This window comes from Luteibacter sp. 329MFSha (assembly GCF_900111665.1).
Classification (GTDB): Bacteria; Pseudomonadota; Gammaproteobacteria; order Xanthomonadales; family Rhodanobacteraceae; genus Luteibacter.
In genome coordinates, this window is record NZ_FOJE01000001.1 from 373,890 (window position 1) to 391,205 (window position 17,316).

Consider the following 17,316-nt stretch of genomic DNA (forward strand, 5'->3'; position numbering starts at 1 on the left):
CATGCGTCGTAGGGGCAGCGCGAAACGCGATGACACATCAACATCATCGCGTGAGCCGTTCCGATTTCGCTTAGGCATCGTCGAACGATCGGCGCCTTCGCCGCTGACGATGCAGACGGGCGGCGCGCTCATTCTTCGATGTACTCCGTTCCCTGGTGTCGATGCATGAGCGGCAGCTCCATGCCTCCGTCTCAACTAGCCTGTCTTCGCGCGCCGCCATCGCGCCCACAGGGTCCGGAGCCAGGCGCAGGGCGACCATCGGTCGACCGGTTCTCTTTCGTTGGGCGTCGGGTGTCCGGTGAAACCGGCTCGAGGGAAACGAAAGCGGCCGAAGATGACTTTCAGATCATAGTTGTCAGCGGATCCGGTCAGTCCTGCCATTACCACATGGCTGCCTTCCTGCACGGCGACGCCTGCGGAACGGATGACGTATTCGAGTGGGTCCCAGGCGAAACCGCGGTCCCCAAAACCATGGTCGAGCTGACCATCAACGAGGTACCGGGCGGCAAGGAAGCCGGCGCGCTTGTTGCTTTCCGTCCGTTCGCCCGTCACGACAACGCTGCCGGCTCTGTCGATCGCAGCATCCATGTAGAAGCAGCCGCCGACCCAGGGCGGAGTGGTAGCGATTCCTCCCCTGGCGAACGTGGTGTCAGGACGGCCGTCCTTCGTGATGCCGACCACGAAGCCGAGATTGGCGTTTCTGCGCCCTGCGAGCACGTAGCCGGAGTTCGTCTCCACGAATCCGACCAGCAGGTCCGCGGCGTCGCTGGGGTTGGCATCGTTCGGTACCACGTACGTGCCGTCCGTGCCGAACGTCGTGTCCAACGCCATCTCGCCGTCGTCGCCGGCCACATAGCGGCGCACTTCGGCCCGGCTCTGGGTGCTTCCGGCGAGCAGAAAGCGGCCATCGTCGATCGGCCGCCCGAACATCCGTTCACCGACGTACGGGCGGTCCCCGACATGGAACGGCATGAGCATGTATCCGAGGTCGCGGTTGAACGATGAGTCCTGCTGAAAGGGCGTATCCGGATCAGGTCGTACGAGGCGTATGGCGAATCCCCGCGTTTCCTGCAGAGCGTTCTGGGCGCGGCCCGATACATAAATGGTGTCGGCCGCTCGCATGAAAAGATCGATCCCGTGAATCGGCGCGAAACCGTCGCCGAGTTTCGGGACGAGGATGCCTCGCTCGCCAAAGGCCGTATCGAAGGCGCCGTCCGGTGACATCGTCGAAAGACTCGCAAGATTGATGTCCTCGCCTTCGGGCTTTAGATGGAGCGCGATCAGTATCCGGCCTTCGGGTAACACGCAGATGCGCGTAGGCTCGCGCGGATCCGTTGCCGGCCCGAAGCCGAAGCCATTGCCGGATGGACCGAACGCCGTATCCGGGGTGCCGCCGGGCTTGGATTTGAAGATGGCCCATCGGACCGGTGCGTCCGCCTGCCTACGTGCAGCCCAATAGCCGATGTAGAGGCTACCGTCGGGGCCAACGGCAGGCGGGGAGGCGTTCGCAGCCCATGCGCGATCGCCCTGCGCGAGCAGCACGCCCTCGTTCCCGAAGGTCCCGTCGATTTTCGACGCCTTCAGCGGCTCGGCGCGGTGATGATCCCCGTCGTGCGTATGTTTGCGAATCACTGTTTCTTCCCTGATCTGCGTGTGGCGGCCAACGAGCTCCTTCGTCGGCTCGGCTCGACTTCACACGGGGTGTGCGTGTCACGCGTCGTTCTTCAAGCCTCGAGACCGTCGGTTGCTGTCACCGGTGCCGATGGGCTGCCTGGTCCCTGTCGTGCGCGTGGTTTTCGCTGGCGCGCCCGCACTTTCGCACGTTGACGGCTTGCGGGCCTTTGGGACCATGGTCGAGGTCGAACTCGACTTCCTCTTGCTCATTCAGCGACTTGAATCCCGAGGCCTGTATGGCGCTGTAATGGACGAAGACGTCCTTCTCTCCATTGTCGGGCGCTATGAACCCATACCCCTTTTCCGCATTGAACCACTTCACCTTGCCTTTCATCGTTCAGCTCCACTCCCTGGTCGTCTAGCGATGGCTCCATGCCATCTTGGTGTTATGTGACTGGCCTGCCGTGCCGCTATCGTTCAGATCAGTCGAATATTGCTGGCTCTGGGCCCTTGCGTGCTGTCGACGATGTCGAACTCCACACGTTGACCTTCGGCCAGATCTTTGGACGAACCAACAATCGCAGTGTGATGCGCGAACACGTCGGCCCCGCCGTCGTCGGGAGAGATGAAGCCGAATCCCTTTTCAGGGTTGAAGAACTTTACTTTGCCGATCATGGCGCTCGCCCTCGTGGTGGGTTCGTATCCGGTGCCCACCGTACGCTTGGACGGTTCGCTCCGCGATCTCCCATCGGGTGTAGGAGCGGGAGCCCGTTTCAGGCAAGAAAAAGGCCGCCGGCTTTCGCGGGCGGCCTTTTCGGTGCGACGAAGCGACGCTTACTGACCGCGCATGCGGCCCTGGAAACGCGGCGCGCCGTTGCCCATGTGGGGCAGGCGGATCTTGCCGATCGCGTTGATGCGCTCTTCGGCCATGCGATCCGCGGCCTTGTAGGTCGGGATGTTGTCGCGCGAGGAGATCTCGAAGATGCGGCCGACGTTGTAGTAGATCGTGCGCATCATGCGCATGGCGCGCTCGCGGTTGTAGCCGTCGATCTCCAGCGACACGTTCATCACGCCACCGGCGTTCACCGCGTAGTCCGGCGCGTAGAGCACGCCGCGACGGGCGAGCTCGTCGCCGATGGCGTCGGTGGCCAGCTGGTTGTTGGCCGCGCCGCAGATGATCTTCGCCTTGATGCGGTCGATCGTCTGCTCGTTGACCGTGCCGCCGAGGGCGCAGGGGCTGTAGACGTCGGCGTCGACGTCGTAGATCTCGTCGAGACCGACGGCCTCGCAACCGAGTTCGTCGACGCAACGCTGCACCGCGTCCTTGTTGATGTCGGTGACGAACACCTTGGCGCCCTGCTCGCGGAGCAGCTTGATGAATTCGCTGCCGACGTGGCCGCAGCCCTGCACGGCGTAGCTGTACTTGCCCACGTCCTCGTTACCGTGCTTCGCCTGCAGCGCGGCCATCAGGCCCTGCAGGGTGCCGAACGCGGTGAACGGCGACGGGTCGCCGGAGCCGCCGTGCACCTGGTGCACGCCCGTGACGTATTCGGTCTCACGATAGACGTATTCCATGTCGTTGACGTCGATGCCGACGTCCTCGGCCGTGATGTAACGGCCGTTGAGCGAGTTGACGAAGCGGCCGAAGGCGCGGAACAGCGCTTCGGACTTGTCCTTGGAGGGATCGCCGATGATCACGGCCTTGCCGCCGCCGAGGTTGAGGCCGGCGACCGCGTTCTTGTACGTCATGCCGCGCGACAGGCGCAGGACGTCGTTCACGGCATCCTGCTCGCTCTTGTACGGCCACATGCGCAGGCCGCCCAGGGACGGGCCAAGCACGGTGTTGTGGATCGCGATGATGGCCTTCAGGCCCGCGTCCTTGTTATGGCAGAAGACGACTTCTTCGTGGCCCGTGTTGGCGATGGTTTCGAAAATCATCGAACGAAAACTCCAGTTACAAGCGGCAGCAGCACCGCCCTCGAGGTGAAAACCGGCATGGACCCGGTGGGACGTGACGGTCCAAAAAAATCGCCCCGACCTTGGCAGGAGGGGGCGATATGTCGTGTCAGCTGCCTAGTTTAAACCGTTGCGGGCGTCCGTGTGGGTGCGCCGCAGCACGGGCTCAGCGGTGGCGCCAGTACGGGTCGCGGTGCCAGGTCTCGCGCTCGATGCGCCAGCCGCGGCCATAAGGGCGCCAGACGGGCGGACGGTACACGTAGCCCGGACGCGCCGCGTACCAATGGCCGCCGACCCAGACGTAGCGGCCGCCGGCCCAGTTCCAGTAGCCGGGCGCCCATACGTAGCCGGCTCGCGGCCCCGGGACGCGTTCGAAGCGCGGCGGCGGCGGGCGCGTGCCGACGGTGACGGAGACGTATTCCCGCGCGGCCGCGGGCGGGGTGTAGCTCGCGGCGCCGACGGCCAGGCCGAGGGCGGCGACGGCGGCGAGGGTGCGGGTCAGGGAGGCCATGGAATATCTCCTTCGCTCGTAAGCCCGCGACGCGCGGGTTCTCGCGAGGAAAAACGCCGGCCGGTGCACCGGGTTGACCGCGGGCCATCCGGAATGTTCAGCTTCGTGAAAGCCTGGCGCAGGGGAACCCGAGGCACGCTTCCGCGCTCCAAGCCGCACGACTTCCGTATCCACTACCGGTTCCCGCATGAAGCCACCTCGCCGATTCGGTGTACGCACCGTCGCGACCCTGCTCGGTATCCGCGTCGCCTACCGGTTCGGCAGCCGGTTCGCGCCCGCCAGGACGATCGGCCACGCCGCGCGTGTCTTCCAGACACCGCTGCCGAGCAGCCGCGAACGCGCGGCGCATGCGCTCGCGACCATGACGGCGCGGCGCGAGACGGTGCGGGTCGGCGGCGAAGCGGTGGCCACCTACGTCTGGGGCGATCCGTCGACGCAGCCGTACGTGTTGCTCGCGCACGGGTGGTCGAGCATGGGACTACGCTGGGAGAGTTGGGCCCCGCAGCTTCTTGCGAAAGGCTGGGCCGCCGTGGCATTCGACCAGCCGGCGCATGGCCACAGCGGCGGCGGGCTCTGCACGTTGCCGGACTTCGTCCGCACCGTCGCCGCGATCGGACGGCATTACGGCGATGCGGAGGGCGTGGTCGCGCATTCGCTCGGCGGTGCCGCGGTGACCCTGGCGCTGGACGACGGGTGGACGGCGAAACGCGTGGTGCTCATCGCTCCGGCGGCGGACCCGCAGGCGGCGACGCGACGGTTCGCCCGGTTCGTCCGGCTGAGCGAACATCTTCGCGGTTCGCTGCACGACGCGCTGGCGAAGCGCACCGGCATCGCGATCGACACGTTACATATCCGGCACCACGCGCCAGCCCGCAGGCAACCGGTGCTGGTCCTGCACGACATCTTCGATCGGGACGTGCCGGTGGAGGAGGGCGAGCAGTACGCGGAGCACTGGCCTGGCGCCACGCTGCTGAAGACCCGCCACCTCGGCCATCGCCGCATCGTCGACGACGAAGCCGTCATGGCCGCGGCGCTGTCGTTCCTGAGCGGCACGGAGTTCCGCTAACGCACGTTGCGGCGCAGCAAGGGGTCCGGGCACCCCGGCAGTAGAATCGACCGGTTCCCATCCCCGTCGTCGGTCGTACCCGGAGTTTCCATGAGCTCGCAGCCCAAGCACATTCCCGCCAGCCACACCGACGCGGAGACGACGCCGCTGCGCTTCGTCACGGCGGCGAGCCTGTTCGACGGCCACGACGCGGCCATCAACATCATGCGCCGGATCATCCAGAGCCAGGGCGCCGAGGTGATCCACCTCGGGCACAACCGTTCGGTGGAGGACGTCGTGCGCGCGGCCCTGCAGGAAGACGCGGACGCCATCGCGCTGTCCTCGTACCAGGGCGGCCACGTCGAGTATTTCAAGTACATGGTCGACATGCTGCGCGAGCGCGGCGCGGGACACGTGCGCGTGTTCGGCGGCGGCGGCGGCACCATCACGCCCGAGGAGATCAAGGAGCTCCAGGCGTACGGCGTCGAGCGCATCTACCATCCGAACGACGGCATGAAGCTTGGCCTCACCGAGATGATCGAGGACGTCATGGCGCGCACGCGCGCCGCCGTGAAAGAGCGCGGCACCGCGGCGCAGGCGACGGCCTCCGTCGACGACGAGATATCGATCGGCGCCATGCTTTCGGCGATCGAGGAAGACCAGCTCTCCGCGGACGACCTCGCTCGACTGCGCAAGGCGTGGAAGCTCGCAGGCGGCAAGACGCCGGTGCTCGGCCTCACCGGCACCGGCGGTGCGGGCAAGTCGTCGGTCGTCGACGAACTGCTGCTGCGCTTTCTGCACGCGTTCCCGCGGATGCGCATCGCCGTGCTGGCGGTCGACCCGACGCGTCGTCGCAGTGGCGGTGCCCTGCTGGGCGATCGCATCCGCATGAACTCGCTGCGCAGCCCGCGCGTCTACATGCGTTCCATGGCGACGCGCCGGCAGCACGCGGCGACCTCCGTCGTGTTGCACGACTGCATCGATTTCCTCAAGGCGCAGGCGTACGACCTCGTGATCGTCGAGACCGCCGGCATCGGCCAGAGCGATTCGGAGATCGTTGACCTCGTCGACTTCCCCGTCTACGTGATGACCAGCGAATACGGCGCCGCCAGCCAGCTCGAGAAGATCGACATGCTCGATTTCGCCGAGCTGGTGGTGCTGAACAAGTTCGACAAGCGTGGCGCGGAAGACGCCCTGCGCGACGTGCGCAAGCAGTGGAAGCGCAACCGGACGGCGTTCCAGCTCGCCGACGACGCGGTGCCGGTGTACCCGAGCATCGCCAGCCAGTTCAACGACCCGGGCGTCACCTGGATGTTCGCGAACCTGTGCCGCCTCATGCGCGAAAAGCTCGCGCTGCCCGCGGCGGAGTGGACGCCCGACGTCGACACGAGCCTCCGCGAGCCGCGCGCCACGGTGCTCATCCCGGGTAGTCGCGTGCGTTATCTCGCCGAGATCGCGGAGCAGGGGCGTGGCGTCAACGCTGGCATCGCGAAGCAGGCGGAAGCGGCGAGCAAGGCCCAGCACTATTACGAGTCGCTCCGGGACATCGGCGACGAAGACCTCCCGCGCGCGTTCGACCTCTACGACCACGAGCTCCTGGCCATCCACGGCGACCGTTCGCTCGCCGTGCTCCGCCAGCGCTACAACTCGGCCGTGCGCGAACTATCGAGCGAGGCGATCCACCTGCTGCGCGAATGGCCGGCGCGATTCCAGTCGGTGACGGCGGAATTCAACGAGTACCAGGTGCGCGACAAGGTGATCCGCGTCGAGAACTACCGCGAATCGCTGAGCCACCAGAAGATTCCGAAGGTGTCGCCGCCGAAGACGAAGGACTGGGGCGAGCTGCTGTCGTTCCTCATGCGCGAGAACCTGCCGGGTCACTATCCCTACACCGGCGGCGTCTTCCCGTATCGCCGCGCCGGCGAGGATCCCACCCGCATGTTCGCGGGCGAGGGCACGCCGGAGCGCACCAATCGCCGCTTCCATTACCTGTCGCTCGGCGGCGGCGCCGCGCGCCTGTCGACGGCGTTCGACTCGGTCACGCTCTACGGCGAGGATCCGGCGCCACGCCCCGACATCTACGGCAAGATCGGCAACTCCGGTGTCTCGATCGCCACGCTCGACGACATGAAGAAGCTCTATTCGGGCTTCGACCTCTCGGCGCCGTCGACGTCGGTCTCGATGACGATCAACGGCCCGGCACCGATCATCCTCGCCATGTTCATGAACACGGCGATCGACCAGAACGTCGAGAAGTACCTCAACGAGGAACCCTCGCGCTGGGAGGCCGCGAACGCGCGCATCGCCGAGCTCTACCCCGACGGCGACCGTCCGCGCTACAACGGCGAGCTGCCGCAGGGCAACGACGGCCTGGGACTCGGCCTGCTCGGCGTCTCGGGCGAAGAGGTCGTCGACGCCGAAACGTACGCGCGGATCAAGGCATACACGCTGGCCACCGTGCGCGGCACGGTGCAGGCGGACATCCTGAAGGAAGACCAGGCGCAGAACACGTGCATTTTCAGCACCGAGTTCGCGCTGCGCATGATGGGCGACATCCAGCAGTACTTCGTCGACCACAAGGTGCGCAACTTCTATTCGGTGTCGATTTCGGGTTATCACATCGCCGAAGCGGGCGCGAATCCGATCAGCCAGCTCGCCTTCACGCTGTCCAACGGCTTCACGATCGTCGAGTACTACCTCGCGCGCGGCATGAAGATCGACGACTTCGCGCCGAACCTGTCGTTCTTCTTCTCCAACGGCATGGATCCGGAGTACACCGTGATCGGCCGCGTGGCCCGGCGCATCTGGGCCCGCGCGATGCGCGAGCGCTACGGCGCCAGCGCGCGCAGCCAGATGCTGAAGTACCACATCCAGACCTCCGGCCGTTCGCTGCACGCGCAGGAGATCCAGTTCAACGACATCCGCACCACGCTGCAGGCCCTTTACGCGCTGTTCGACAACTGCAACAGCCTGCACACGAACGCCTACGACGAGGCGATCACCACGCCGACCGAGGAGAGCGTGCGTCGCGCCGTGGCGATCCAGCTCATCATCAACCGCGAGCTGGGCCTGAACTTCAACGAAAATCCCTGGCAGGGAAGCTACGTGGTCGACGAGCTCACCGACCTCGTGGAAGAAGCGGTCTACAAGGAATTCGAGGCGATCAGCGAGCGCGGTGGCGTGCTCGGCGCGATGGACACGATGTACCAGCGCGGCAAGATCCAGGAAGAGTCGATGTACTACGAGCACAAGAAGCACGATGGCTCGCTGCCGCTCATCGGCGTCAACACGTTCCTGCCGAAGGACCACGGCGGCGAGATCGCCACCGAGATCGAGCTGATCCGCTCTACGCCGGAAGAGAAGGGTCAGCAGATCGAGAACGTGCAGCGCTACGGCCGCGCCCGCAACGGCCTCGCGCCAGACAGCCTGAAGACACTGCAGGCCACCGCCCGCGAACGGCGCAACGTCTTCGAGCAGCTGATGGAAGCCGTGCAGCACAACTCGCTCGGCCAGATCAGCCACGCGCTCTACGACGTGGGTGGCGAGTATCGTCGCAACATGTGACCGTGCCGCCTCCCCTGTGGGGAGCGCGCTTGCGCGCGAATGGGTGCTCGCCACAAGGTCGCCCGCTGCCGCGGGATCGCCGATACGATCGGCTCCCACGGCAGCGGGCGGTTCACAGGTCCTGCTCTAGAAATCCCAGCGCGCGCCCAGGTTGAATCCCCAGCCGCGTGCGCCCGCATCGCCCAGCTGCTTCTGCCAGTCGGCTTCGCCATAGAGCGCCAGTCGGTTGGTGAACGCATACGTTCCGCCGAGGCCCACTTCGACCATGCGGCCGAAGGAGCCGCCCGTGAAGCGTTGCGACAGATCGTAGCCTTCGGCGCCGACATCGACGGATGCGCGGCCGCCCCAGCCCCTGACGTAGTTGACCCGAGCGTACGGCGTGGCCTTGGCGCCGCTTTCCGCGGTCCAGTCCCGGTCGACGCGCATGCCCGCTCGCCCGATGGTCTGGGCATAGGGCCGGAAGTGTGTCGTCGAGCCGTCGACATCCGTCTGGTCGCGCAGGGCGATGTGCTGGCGCGTCAGCTGCAGCTGCGGTTCGATCTGCCAACCCTTGCCGAGCTGGAAGGGGTAGCCGGTTTCGACGGATGCGCTCCAGCCGGAGCCGCGGATGCGCGCGGTGTCCTTCGATCTGGCGGTATCGACGTCGCCGGTGTGGCGATCGCCCTGGGCGATGGCGTCGATGTAGAAGCCGTCGGCGTGCTGCCAGGTGACGAACATCGCGATGGAGTTGGTATCGAACCTCGCATGGCTGTAGCCGTCGGCGGCCCTGGGGTCGACGCGTGTCGTGCCGTGCGTGTAGGCGACGCCGGTGCGCAGGACCGAGCGGTCGGCATCGAGCGCGAAGATGTTGATGCCGAGCTGTACCGCATGCGTGTCGATGTCGGCGTCGTAACCGTACTGGCTGAACGAGCGGTCGGTCGTGTAGTCGTAGTTGCCGCCGATGTAGCGGACGAACGGTTCGCCGCCGAGTCCTTCGCCCATGTCGGCCATGTCGCGCGTCTCGCCGAGGCGCCGATGGAGGTTGTCCAGGCTGCGGTAACCGGAAAGCGCGAGTGCCGACGGCGAGGCGATGTACGACGGCAGCTGCGGCACGACGGCGGGCCGCACGTTGCCCGCCGCGATGGGCGTGATGCCGCCGGCGGAGGCCGCCTGCGGCGCGCCATAGGCCTGTCCGGGCGCCGGCGTCGGCGCCGGGGTGTCGGCGGTGGGCGTGGGGCAGGGGCCGTCGCAGACGAGGATGTTCGCGAGCCGGTAATCCCAGTACGCGTTGCCGGCGCCGCCGACGACGCGCTGCGACGCGTCGCTGCTGCCGGGCTGGAACGCGTAGAGGCCGTACTGCCACGGGCCCGCGGCGACATAGCCGCCGTCGAGGCGGAACGCGCCACCGGAAGACGCGCCGGCCACCTGCACGACGGAGATGCCTTCGTCGCGGCCGACGTAGCCGTTCGCGTTGCGGTCCGTCAGGGCGCCGGTGCTGGCGACGGATGGCGTCACGTGCAGCACGGTCTCGCCCGCGGCATCGCCGTTCACCAGCAGGCGATCCGTGTGCTGCGCCGCCAGCGGCCCACCGGCGTCGAGCGTGCTCGCCAGAATCAGGTGCCCGTTGTCGCCGCTATAGTCGCCATCGATCGTCAGGCGGTTGCCCGGCGACCCCGCACCGTTCGTGAGGTCGATCGTTCCCGCGTTGATCACACGCGCGCTGCCGGCCGCGGAACCGGCGACGACCGGGTGCACGCCGTCGCCGCCGAAAACGGTGGAGGCGGGGCCGATGAGGAGGTCGCCGCCGGCGAGGCGCAGGTTGTCGGTGAGCGTGAACCCGGCGCCGTCGGTCACCGCGACCGTGCTCCAGCCGCTCCCCAGGTTGACGCCCCTGGCGAGGTCGTCGGTGCCGACCGAGCCGCCACGCACCGTCGTGCCATCGAACGTGAGGGCGTTGCCGCCGCCCGATCCCGCCACGAGGTGATAGGTGGTCGACGTGTCGACGTCGCCCAGCGTCGCGCGGTTGCTCGTTCCATCGCCCATCGTCAGCCCGCCGTCGAGCGCACCGCCGGTCCAGGTGAAGGTGTCGCTGCCCGCGCCTGTCGCGATGTCGCCACGGACCAGCCCGCCCTCGAGGGTGACCGAGTCGTTCCCGGCGCTTCCGCGTATCGCCTGCGCCCGGGGCGAGGCGCCCGCGATCGTGCCGCGGTTGACGAACGACGTGCCGCTACCGTTGGCGAGGTCCACGACGGGCGCCGATGTCGATGCCGAAGTCAGCGTGCCCGACTGAAGCACCGACGCGGCGGTGCCGGCCACCAATGCGGAACCGCCGGCGGCCGAGGCGATGTCGACGTTCGCCGCGGTCGCGACGCTGCCCGTGGTGAGGGCCTGGATGCCGGTCGCGCCGGCCCCGTTCCCGTGGATCGTGAAGCCGCTGCCGACGGCGAGATCGCCGCGCGTCGCGCCTCCATCCGCCGATCGGAACGCGTATCCGGTACCAGCCCCGTCCACCTCGAACGTGGCCGTCGACGCCGCATCGATGGGCGTGGCCGTGCGCAGGGCGGCACCGTCTCGTACCCGCAGCCTGGCGTCGGCCAACGTGATCGCGCCGGTCCCGGCCGCGTTCTCGATGGCGTTGCCGGAGCCTCGCGTGACGATCGTCGTGCCGCGCACGTCGAGGGACGAGGCGCCTGTGCCGAGCAGGACGCCGTGCGCGCTACCGCCCGTCGCGATCGCCGACTGGCCGGCGCCGAGCATCAGGCTCGCACCGTCCACGAGGTGGACGCCCGCGATACCGTCGTCGACGGCGATCGTGCCGGCCGGGTTCAGTCGCTGCGTGCCGGTGCCTTCGACGCGCACACCCGTGCCGTTGGCGACATGGATTGTGCCGTTGTTCGCGAACGTGCCGCCTGTGCGCAGGAGGGCACCCGTCGCGTCCGGTCCGCCGAGATCGACGATGCCTCCATTCGCGCCGCGTCCCTGGTCTTCGACGATGAAGCCGGTCGCGCGCGCGCCGGAAAACGCGACGACACCCGTGTTGGTGAGGCTCGCACCGTTCCGGGCGACGTAGCCGACGACGTCGCTCGCCGACGACGTGAGGTTCGCCTGGCTCGTCAGCGACGTGCGCGCCAACGGCGCCCCCGTCGCGTCGCCGGTGAGGCTGTGCTTCTGCCCATCGGCGACACCGGCGATGGCGCCGCTTCCGGTGAGCGTGACGCGCGTCGAGGCATCCATCGCCACCATGGAGCCGCCTTCCGCAACCACGCCCCGCGCACCGTTGCCGGACACGGTGATGTCGGCACCGCGCATGTCGACGAGCGAACCGGTGCCGCTGCCGACGATGCCGATGGATTCGCTGCCGGACGCCGTGATCGCGAGTCCGCTCGCATCGAAGTCCGCGCCGCCATCGAGGCGGAACAACGTCGACTGCGCGGTGGACACGTCGAGCGCATTGCTACCCGCGACGTTGATTCGAGCGTCGTTGCCGAACGCGTAGAAACCGATCTGCCGGGAACCGGAGGCGAACCGCGGGGCGGCGCCGGTCGCGACATCGACGGTCGCGACATCGACGGTCGCCCGCCCGCGTGCGTGGATCCCGATCGCGCCGTCGCCCAGCAGGTTCACGGCGCCGCCAACGTTGGCGCGGGCGGTCGCGCTGCCCTGGCCTTCGGCCCACACGCCGTAGTTGCGGGTGCCGCTCGCGGGATCGGAAACGCCTGCCACGTCGATGATGCCGGTGTTGGTGACCAGCGACTCCGTCGCGCTCGTGGAGAGCGACTTCAGGCCCGTGCCGTTCACGCCGTTGAGGCGGATCCTGCCGCTGTTGACGACGTTGCCCGCGGCACCGGCGTTCTGCGCGAGGATGCCGACGTTCTCCCGCGGTACGGCCGCGGCCCGGCCGTTCACGTCGATCGTTCCCGAACTGTCGACGTTGGCACCGGCCGCCGTCACGTAGATGCCCGCGGCGTTCTGCGTGAGGGAGCCGAGGGTGATCGTGCCGCGGTTGCGCACGGACGCGGCGTACGGAACATAGATGCCGGTCGTCATCGTGGCCTGGTTGACGGCGATGTCGGCCGCTGGCGACCCGGTCGATGTCTGCGGTCCGCGCCCGACGTAAATCGTCCCGGTGGCGGCGTTGGTGAACGCCGACGACGAATCGCCGAGCGCCACGCCGTCCATCGAACCGTTCGACCGGGAACCGGTGACGCCGACGTTGAGCACGCCGGCATTCGTCGCGCGCGCGTTGGTGCCGACGCGGATGCCGATGGATTTGCCGGCGCCGTTCGCCGAGCCCGTCGCGAGATTGATGACGCCGCCGCTCGCGTTGACGAAACGGCTGCCGGATTGAAGATCCACGACGGTGGAACCGACCGCGCCGTTGGTGATGGTGTTGTTGGCGTTGCGGAAGAAATTCCCGTTGATGACGCCGTTGTTGCTGCCTGTGGTACCGGCGCCCGTCAGTACCAGCGCCGAGCCGTCGCCGGTATTGTGCGTGGCGGCCAGCGTGCCGTTGTTCACTACGCGCGCACCTGCCTCGCCGCGGACCGCGCCGCCGTTGCTGTTGACGGCTTCGAGCGCCGCGCCCGACGCGATGTTGCCGACCGCCGAGGGACCGACGAGATGCATCACCACGCGGTTACCGATCGCCTGGGCGACCTCGTCCGACGGCCGGTCCGCGCTGACGGCGTAGCCGATCTGTTCGCTGGTGCTGGTGTAGCCCTGGGCGAAAAGCGCGCCGTAGCGCGTGGGATCCAGGTTGCCCGTTCGCAGGTTGGCGATGAGGAAGTCGTTGTAGTCGCGCAGTTCCGCAGCGTTGGTGACGGTGTGCGACGAGGTCGTTCCGTCGGAGGTGGTCACGTCGAACGTGCCGCCGTAGTGGGCGACGTAGCTGACGTAGAGGTTGCGCGGCAGCGTGGGGTCGGCGACCTCGCCGGTGAACGTGATGCGGTTGCGCGACGTCCAGTCGATGGCACTCGTCGCGGTGCCGCTGCCGTCGGCGTAGAAGAGCGAGCTTTGCTTGGCCGCCATCGTCCAGCCATTGGTCGCCGAATCGGTGGGGACACCGCCGCTGCCTATGTTCACCTTCAGCGTTCCACCCGCGCGGGTGACCGTGCCGACGCGGACGTCGAGATACTGCTGGCCATTGACGTTGACGACGTCCGGTACCGTGGTGCCGCCGTCCACGGCGTTCAGGCCGACGAGGTTGGCCGTATCGTAGGTCGATACGACGCGACGACCGCCCGTGATCGGATCGGGCACGCTCACGCCAACGTTGCGTGTGCCGGGATTGAGGCGCGGCGCACCGATCCACTGTGAGCCGGAGAGGATCCGGCCGCGTTCCTGCAGCGATGCGATGGTCGTGTTGCGCGTACCGGTGTCGCCGGCGGCGAAGCGCTGCGGTCCGGTCAGGGTGAGCGTGGTGCCCGGATCGACGACGGCCGCGCCGGACTGGTTGTCGTTGATCGATGGATCGTACGCGCCGATCGTCACCGTCTGTGCGTCGGCGCGATGGGTTCCGGAGGAGAGCGCCGCGGCGACGGCGAGGAAGAGGGTGGCGCGTCGACGCCTGCCGCTGGAGACGCGGCATGGTGCGATGGGAAAGCTCATCGTGTTCGTTTGTCCGGTCGGGCACCGAATGCGGGTGCCGTGAGGCACGGACGGTGATCCCTTTCCCGATGCCGCGAACACGGTGGCCCGCCGCAACGTGCCCTTCCCGGGGCGCCATGCTTAGCGATGACCCCACCAACGCGTCAGCGCAAAGTCAGGCCGGTCGCGAATCGGTATAAAGGGCGATTCATGAACCCGACGTGCAGAATCTTGCCGAATACGTGCAATGTTTTTCGACATCCCGGGCGCATCCATTGCGGCGCACCGTGCGGGAGACGCCGTGCGCGATTGCCTGGCATCGTTACCAGAGGTGAATTTTGTGACGCGCTTATCGGTTATCTGGCTAACGTTGTTCGCGACCCTCGCGTCATGCGCTCACGCCGCGGATGTTCCACGGCGCGTGCTCTTCATCGGGAACAGCCTGACCTACGTCAACGACCTGCCGAGCGCATTCGCATCGCTCGCTCCCGCCGGGATGGACATACAGGTCGACATGATCGCGCGTCCGGGCGCGGCGCTCGCAGATTACGTCGATGATCCCGTGGTGCGCGACGCGCTGGCGAACAACCGATATACCGATGTGGTCCTGCAGGAGCGCGGCGGTGACGCGTTCTGTCCGGCCGAGTGCCAGTCCTCCAGAGCGACGCTGGCGGCGGAAACGTCGGCCACGGAGCTCGCGGGGCTCGCGCGCGCCTCGGGAAGCCGGCTCTTCTATCTGGGCACGTGGCAGGCGAACGCGTCGGCGAACGCCGCGCTCGAGTTCGGCGAGCGGAAGATCGCGCGGGCGATCGGCGCGTCGTACATCGAGATCGCGGAGCCGCGGCGCATGCTGATGGTGGAATACCCGTCGCTCCCATGGACGCACTCGGATGGCCAGCATCCCGGGTATGCGACCACGGCGCTGATGGCATTGCGGACGTGGAGGGTCGTGGTGGGCGTAGCTTCCACGCGAACTCCATGCGTTGCGGGCGAGGTGCACTACCGCGCGCCGCTGCCGGACGGCGTGCTGCATGTCGACCGGCTGTTAAAGCCTTCGACCTGTCTAATTTCCCGCGATGTGACTGGCGGTCTCGCGGGGGGCGGTTGATTCCGGGCGATCACGCGAGCACCGATCGCGCGCGAGCGCGCTCCCACCCGAAGTGTGCGGACGTGCCTGGCTTCACGGTCGATTTGAACTCGACCACCCATTCGTAGTCCCATGGAAGCTTGGTTTTTCGTGGGAGCAGCAGGTTGAGCAGTCAGTCGTCGGGTTCGAAGTGGGTCGCGGGACTTCTCGTCGTGGCCATCGCTGTGGTGGTCGGTGTGTTCGTCTATCGCGAGAAACAGGCGCGCGACGGCGCGTCCGCGCCGCCGCTTCCGGTGGCCAGTTCCTCCACGAGCGGGCCGGCGCAAGGCGCCCAGGGCGCGTCGCAGCCGTTGCATCCGGTCGATCCCGCGCATGCGTCGACCGCCGCGTTGCCGTCGCTCGATCAGAGCGACGACGCGATCCTTGCCGGGCTGCTGGGACTGACGAGCGACGACGCGCTGAAATCGCTGCTGCGTGGCGATGCGATCGTCTCGCGCATGGTCGCCACCATCGACGCGCTGCCGAAGCAGACGATCGGCATGAACGTGCTTCCGCTGCGGACGCCGACGGGGCGGTTCCAGGTGCAGTCCGACGACGGCATGTTCGTCGAGTCGAAGAAGAACGTCGAACGCTACGGCACCTATATGTACGTGGCCGAACGCGTGGATCCGCAGGCCGCGGCGGCCTGGTACAAACGCCACTATCCGCTGTTCCAGAAGGCCTATGCGGACCTCGGTACCGGCGGCTATTTCAACGATCGGCTGGTGCAGGTGATCGACCACCTGCTCGATGCGCCGGAGCCGAAGGGCGCGCTGCAGCTGATTCCCGCGAAGGTGGGCTACGTCTACGCGAACCCGGCGTACGAGCAGCTCTCCGTGGGCCAGAAGTTCATGATCCGCGTGGGCGCGGAGAACGAGGCCAAGCTCAAGGCGAAGCTGCGCGCGTTGCGCGAGGCGATCGTGGCGGAGTGAAGACCGCCGCTGCGATCGGCTCCCACGCGTCGGTCACCGGCACGAGGCATGGTTACCGGAGGGTGGGAGCCGATCGCATCGGCCACAGCCGTCAGGATTTCTTCGACGGGTCGCGCACCGGCACGTTGATGTTGCACAGGTCGATCTTGCCGGCCGGGCGGGTGTAGAACGCGTCCCTGCGGTTGCGCTTCGCTTCGACCAGCGCGGCGAACGTCTTGCTCTCGGTGCGCAGGACCTGGATCGGCGTGCGCTGGGCTTCCGGTACGTCCGCGGCGAGGCGAACGGAAGAGATGGTCACGCGCTGCGCCGGCGTGTCGTAGAAACCCATCGGTTCGCCGCCACGCGGGTAGGCCGACAGGATCTCCATGCCCTTGATCACCTTGCCGGCGACCGCGAGATTGCGGTCGAGGTTGCGCGGCGCCTGTCCGATGATCGCGTACAGCGAGCTGCCGTTGCCGGTTTCCGCGCCCGTGTCGCGCGCCACGCCGACGGTGCCGTAGCAATGCGTTATCCAGGCCTCGCCCTGGCCGTCGCGAGCGACGGGGAAGCCGTCCGAAAAGCCCACTTCCGCGGCATAGACGTCACCGTCGGGCAGCTTCGTGAAGGGATAGGCCTTGCCGTCCTTGCGTGTGAATTCCGGCGCGAGGGTTTCCTTTGCCGTACCCAGCGATTTGGCCTTCTTCTTGTCGTCGCCGTCGGGATCGCCCCATTGGGTGACGAAGTTGTCCTGGACGCGGATGACCTGCGTGCCGTCGAAATAGTGTTCGCGGATCAACGTGCGGATGTTGGCCGCGTGCAGCGGCGACCACGCCTGCGCGAGTTCGATGACGACACGTCCCTGCGGCAGGTCCATGTAGACGAGGTTCTGCGGGTCGGGCGTCCGCCACTCGGCGGGCGCGGCCTTCGCGAGCAGTTCCTTGGGCGTGGGCGTCTTCGCCTCGTCCGCGAGGGAGGGCAGGGCGGCGAGCGCGATGGCGAGGGCAAGGCAGGTGCGTGCGAGCAT

General features: G+C 67.4%; 10 protein-coding genes and 1 pseudogene. 4 read left to right on the top strand and 7 right to left on the bottom strand.

Going from position 1 to position 17,316, the window contains the following annotated elements:
* Nucleotides 1-195 precede the first annotated feature (195 nt).
* From BMW54_RS01680 to BMW54_RS01700, 5 genes and pseudogenes are all read right to left on the bottom strand, one after another.
* Entirely contained in the window at nucleotides 196-1,632 is a 1,437-nt protein-coding gene (locus BMW54_RS01680; RefSeq protein ID WP_090052431.1) for an NHL repeat-containing protein, read from the bottom strand.
* Between the two features lie 184 nt (nucleotides 1,633-1,816).
* Nucleotides 1,817-2,008 (bottom strand): annotated as a pseudogene (locus BMW54_RS01685) (cold-shock protein); the annotation flags it as partial.
* An 83-nt stretch (nucleotides 2,009-2,091) separates the two neighbouring features.
* Nucleotides 2,092-2,289 carry a cold-shock protein gene (locus tag BMW54_RS01690; protein WP_090052434.1) on the bottom strand — a complete coding sequence of 66 codons (198 nt, stop codon included), beginning with the start codon at nucleotides 2,287-2,289 and terminating at the stop codon, nucleotides 2,092-2,094.
* Between the two features lie 159 nt (nucleotides 2,290-2,448).
* Nucleotides 2,449-3,552, bottom strand: a complete 1,104-nt coding sequence (locus BMW54_RS01695) for a Glu/Leu/Phe/Val dehydrogenase dimerization domain-containing protein (RefSeq protein WP_090052436.1) — start codon at nucleotides 3,550-3,552, stop codon at nucleotides 2,449-2,451.
* 184 nt (nucleotides 3,553-3,736) lie between these two features.
* A complete protein-coding gene (locus tag BMW54_RS01700; RefSeq protein ID WP_090052438.1) occupies nucleotides 3,737-4,081 on the bottom strand; it encodes a YXWGXW repeat-containing protein in 345 nt (114 codons plus the stop codon).
* Between the two features lie 187 nt (nucleotides 4,082-4,268).
* On the opposite strand from BMW54_RS01700, the gene BMW54_RS01705 reads away from it, so the two are divergent.
* Complete coding sequence (locus tag BMW54_RS01705) at nucleotides 4,269-5,147, top strand: alpha/beta hydrolase (protein WP_090052440.1); 879 nt, start codon at nucleotides 4,269-4,271, stop codon at nucleotides 5,145-5,147.
* A gap of 90 nt (nucleotides 5,148-5,237) precedes the next feature.
* Nucleotides 5,238-8,690 carry a methylmalonyl-CoA mutase family protein gene (locus BMW54_RS01710; RefSeq protein ID WP_090052442.1) on the top strand — a complete coding sequence of 1,151 codons (3,453 nt, stop codon included), beginning with the start codon at nucleotides 5,238-5,240 and terminating at the stop codon, nucleotides 8,688-8,690.
* Between the two features lie 126 nt (nucleotides 8,691-8,816).
* Here BMW54_RS01710 and BMW54_RS01715 read toward each other — a convergent pair whose 3' ends face one another.
* Nucleotides 8,817-14,276 (bottom strand): autotransporter outer membrane beta-barrel domain-containing protein, encoded by a 5,460-nt coding sequence (locus BMW54_RS01715; protein ID WP_090052444.1) that lies wholly within the window; start codon nucleotides 14,274-14,276, stop codon nucleotides 8,817-8,819.
* Between the two features lie 226 nt (nucleotides 14,277-14,502).
* Between BMW54_RS01715 and BMW54_RS01720 the strand changes: the two genes are divergently transcribed.
* Nucleotides 14,503-15,363 carry an SGNH/GDSL hydrolase family protein gene (locus BMW54_RS01720; RefSeq protein ID WP_139206009.1) on the top strand — a complete coding sequence of 287 codons (861 nt, stop codon included), beginning with the start codon at nucleotides 14,503-14,505 and terminating at the stop codon, nucleotides 15,361-15,363.
* Between the two features lie 143 nt (nucleotides 15,364-15,506).
* Nucleotides 15,507-16,313, top strand: a complete 807-nt coding sequence (locus tag BMW54_RS01725) for a DUF3014 domain-containing protein (RefSeq protein WP_090052448.1) — start codon at nucleotides 15,507-15,509, stop codon at nucleotides 16,311-16,313.
* Nucleotides 16,314-16,404: 91 nt separating this feature from the next.
* Here the strand turns inward: BMW54_RS01725 and BMW54_RS01730 are convergent, their stop codons facing one another.
* Nucleotides 16,405-17,316: a peptidylprolyl isomerase gene (locus tag BMW54_RS01730; RefSeq protein WP_090052450.1), complete on the bottom strand. Its 912-nt coding sequence runs from the start codon at nucleotides 17,314-17,316 to the stop codon at nucleotides 16,405-16,407.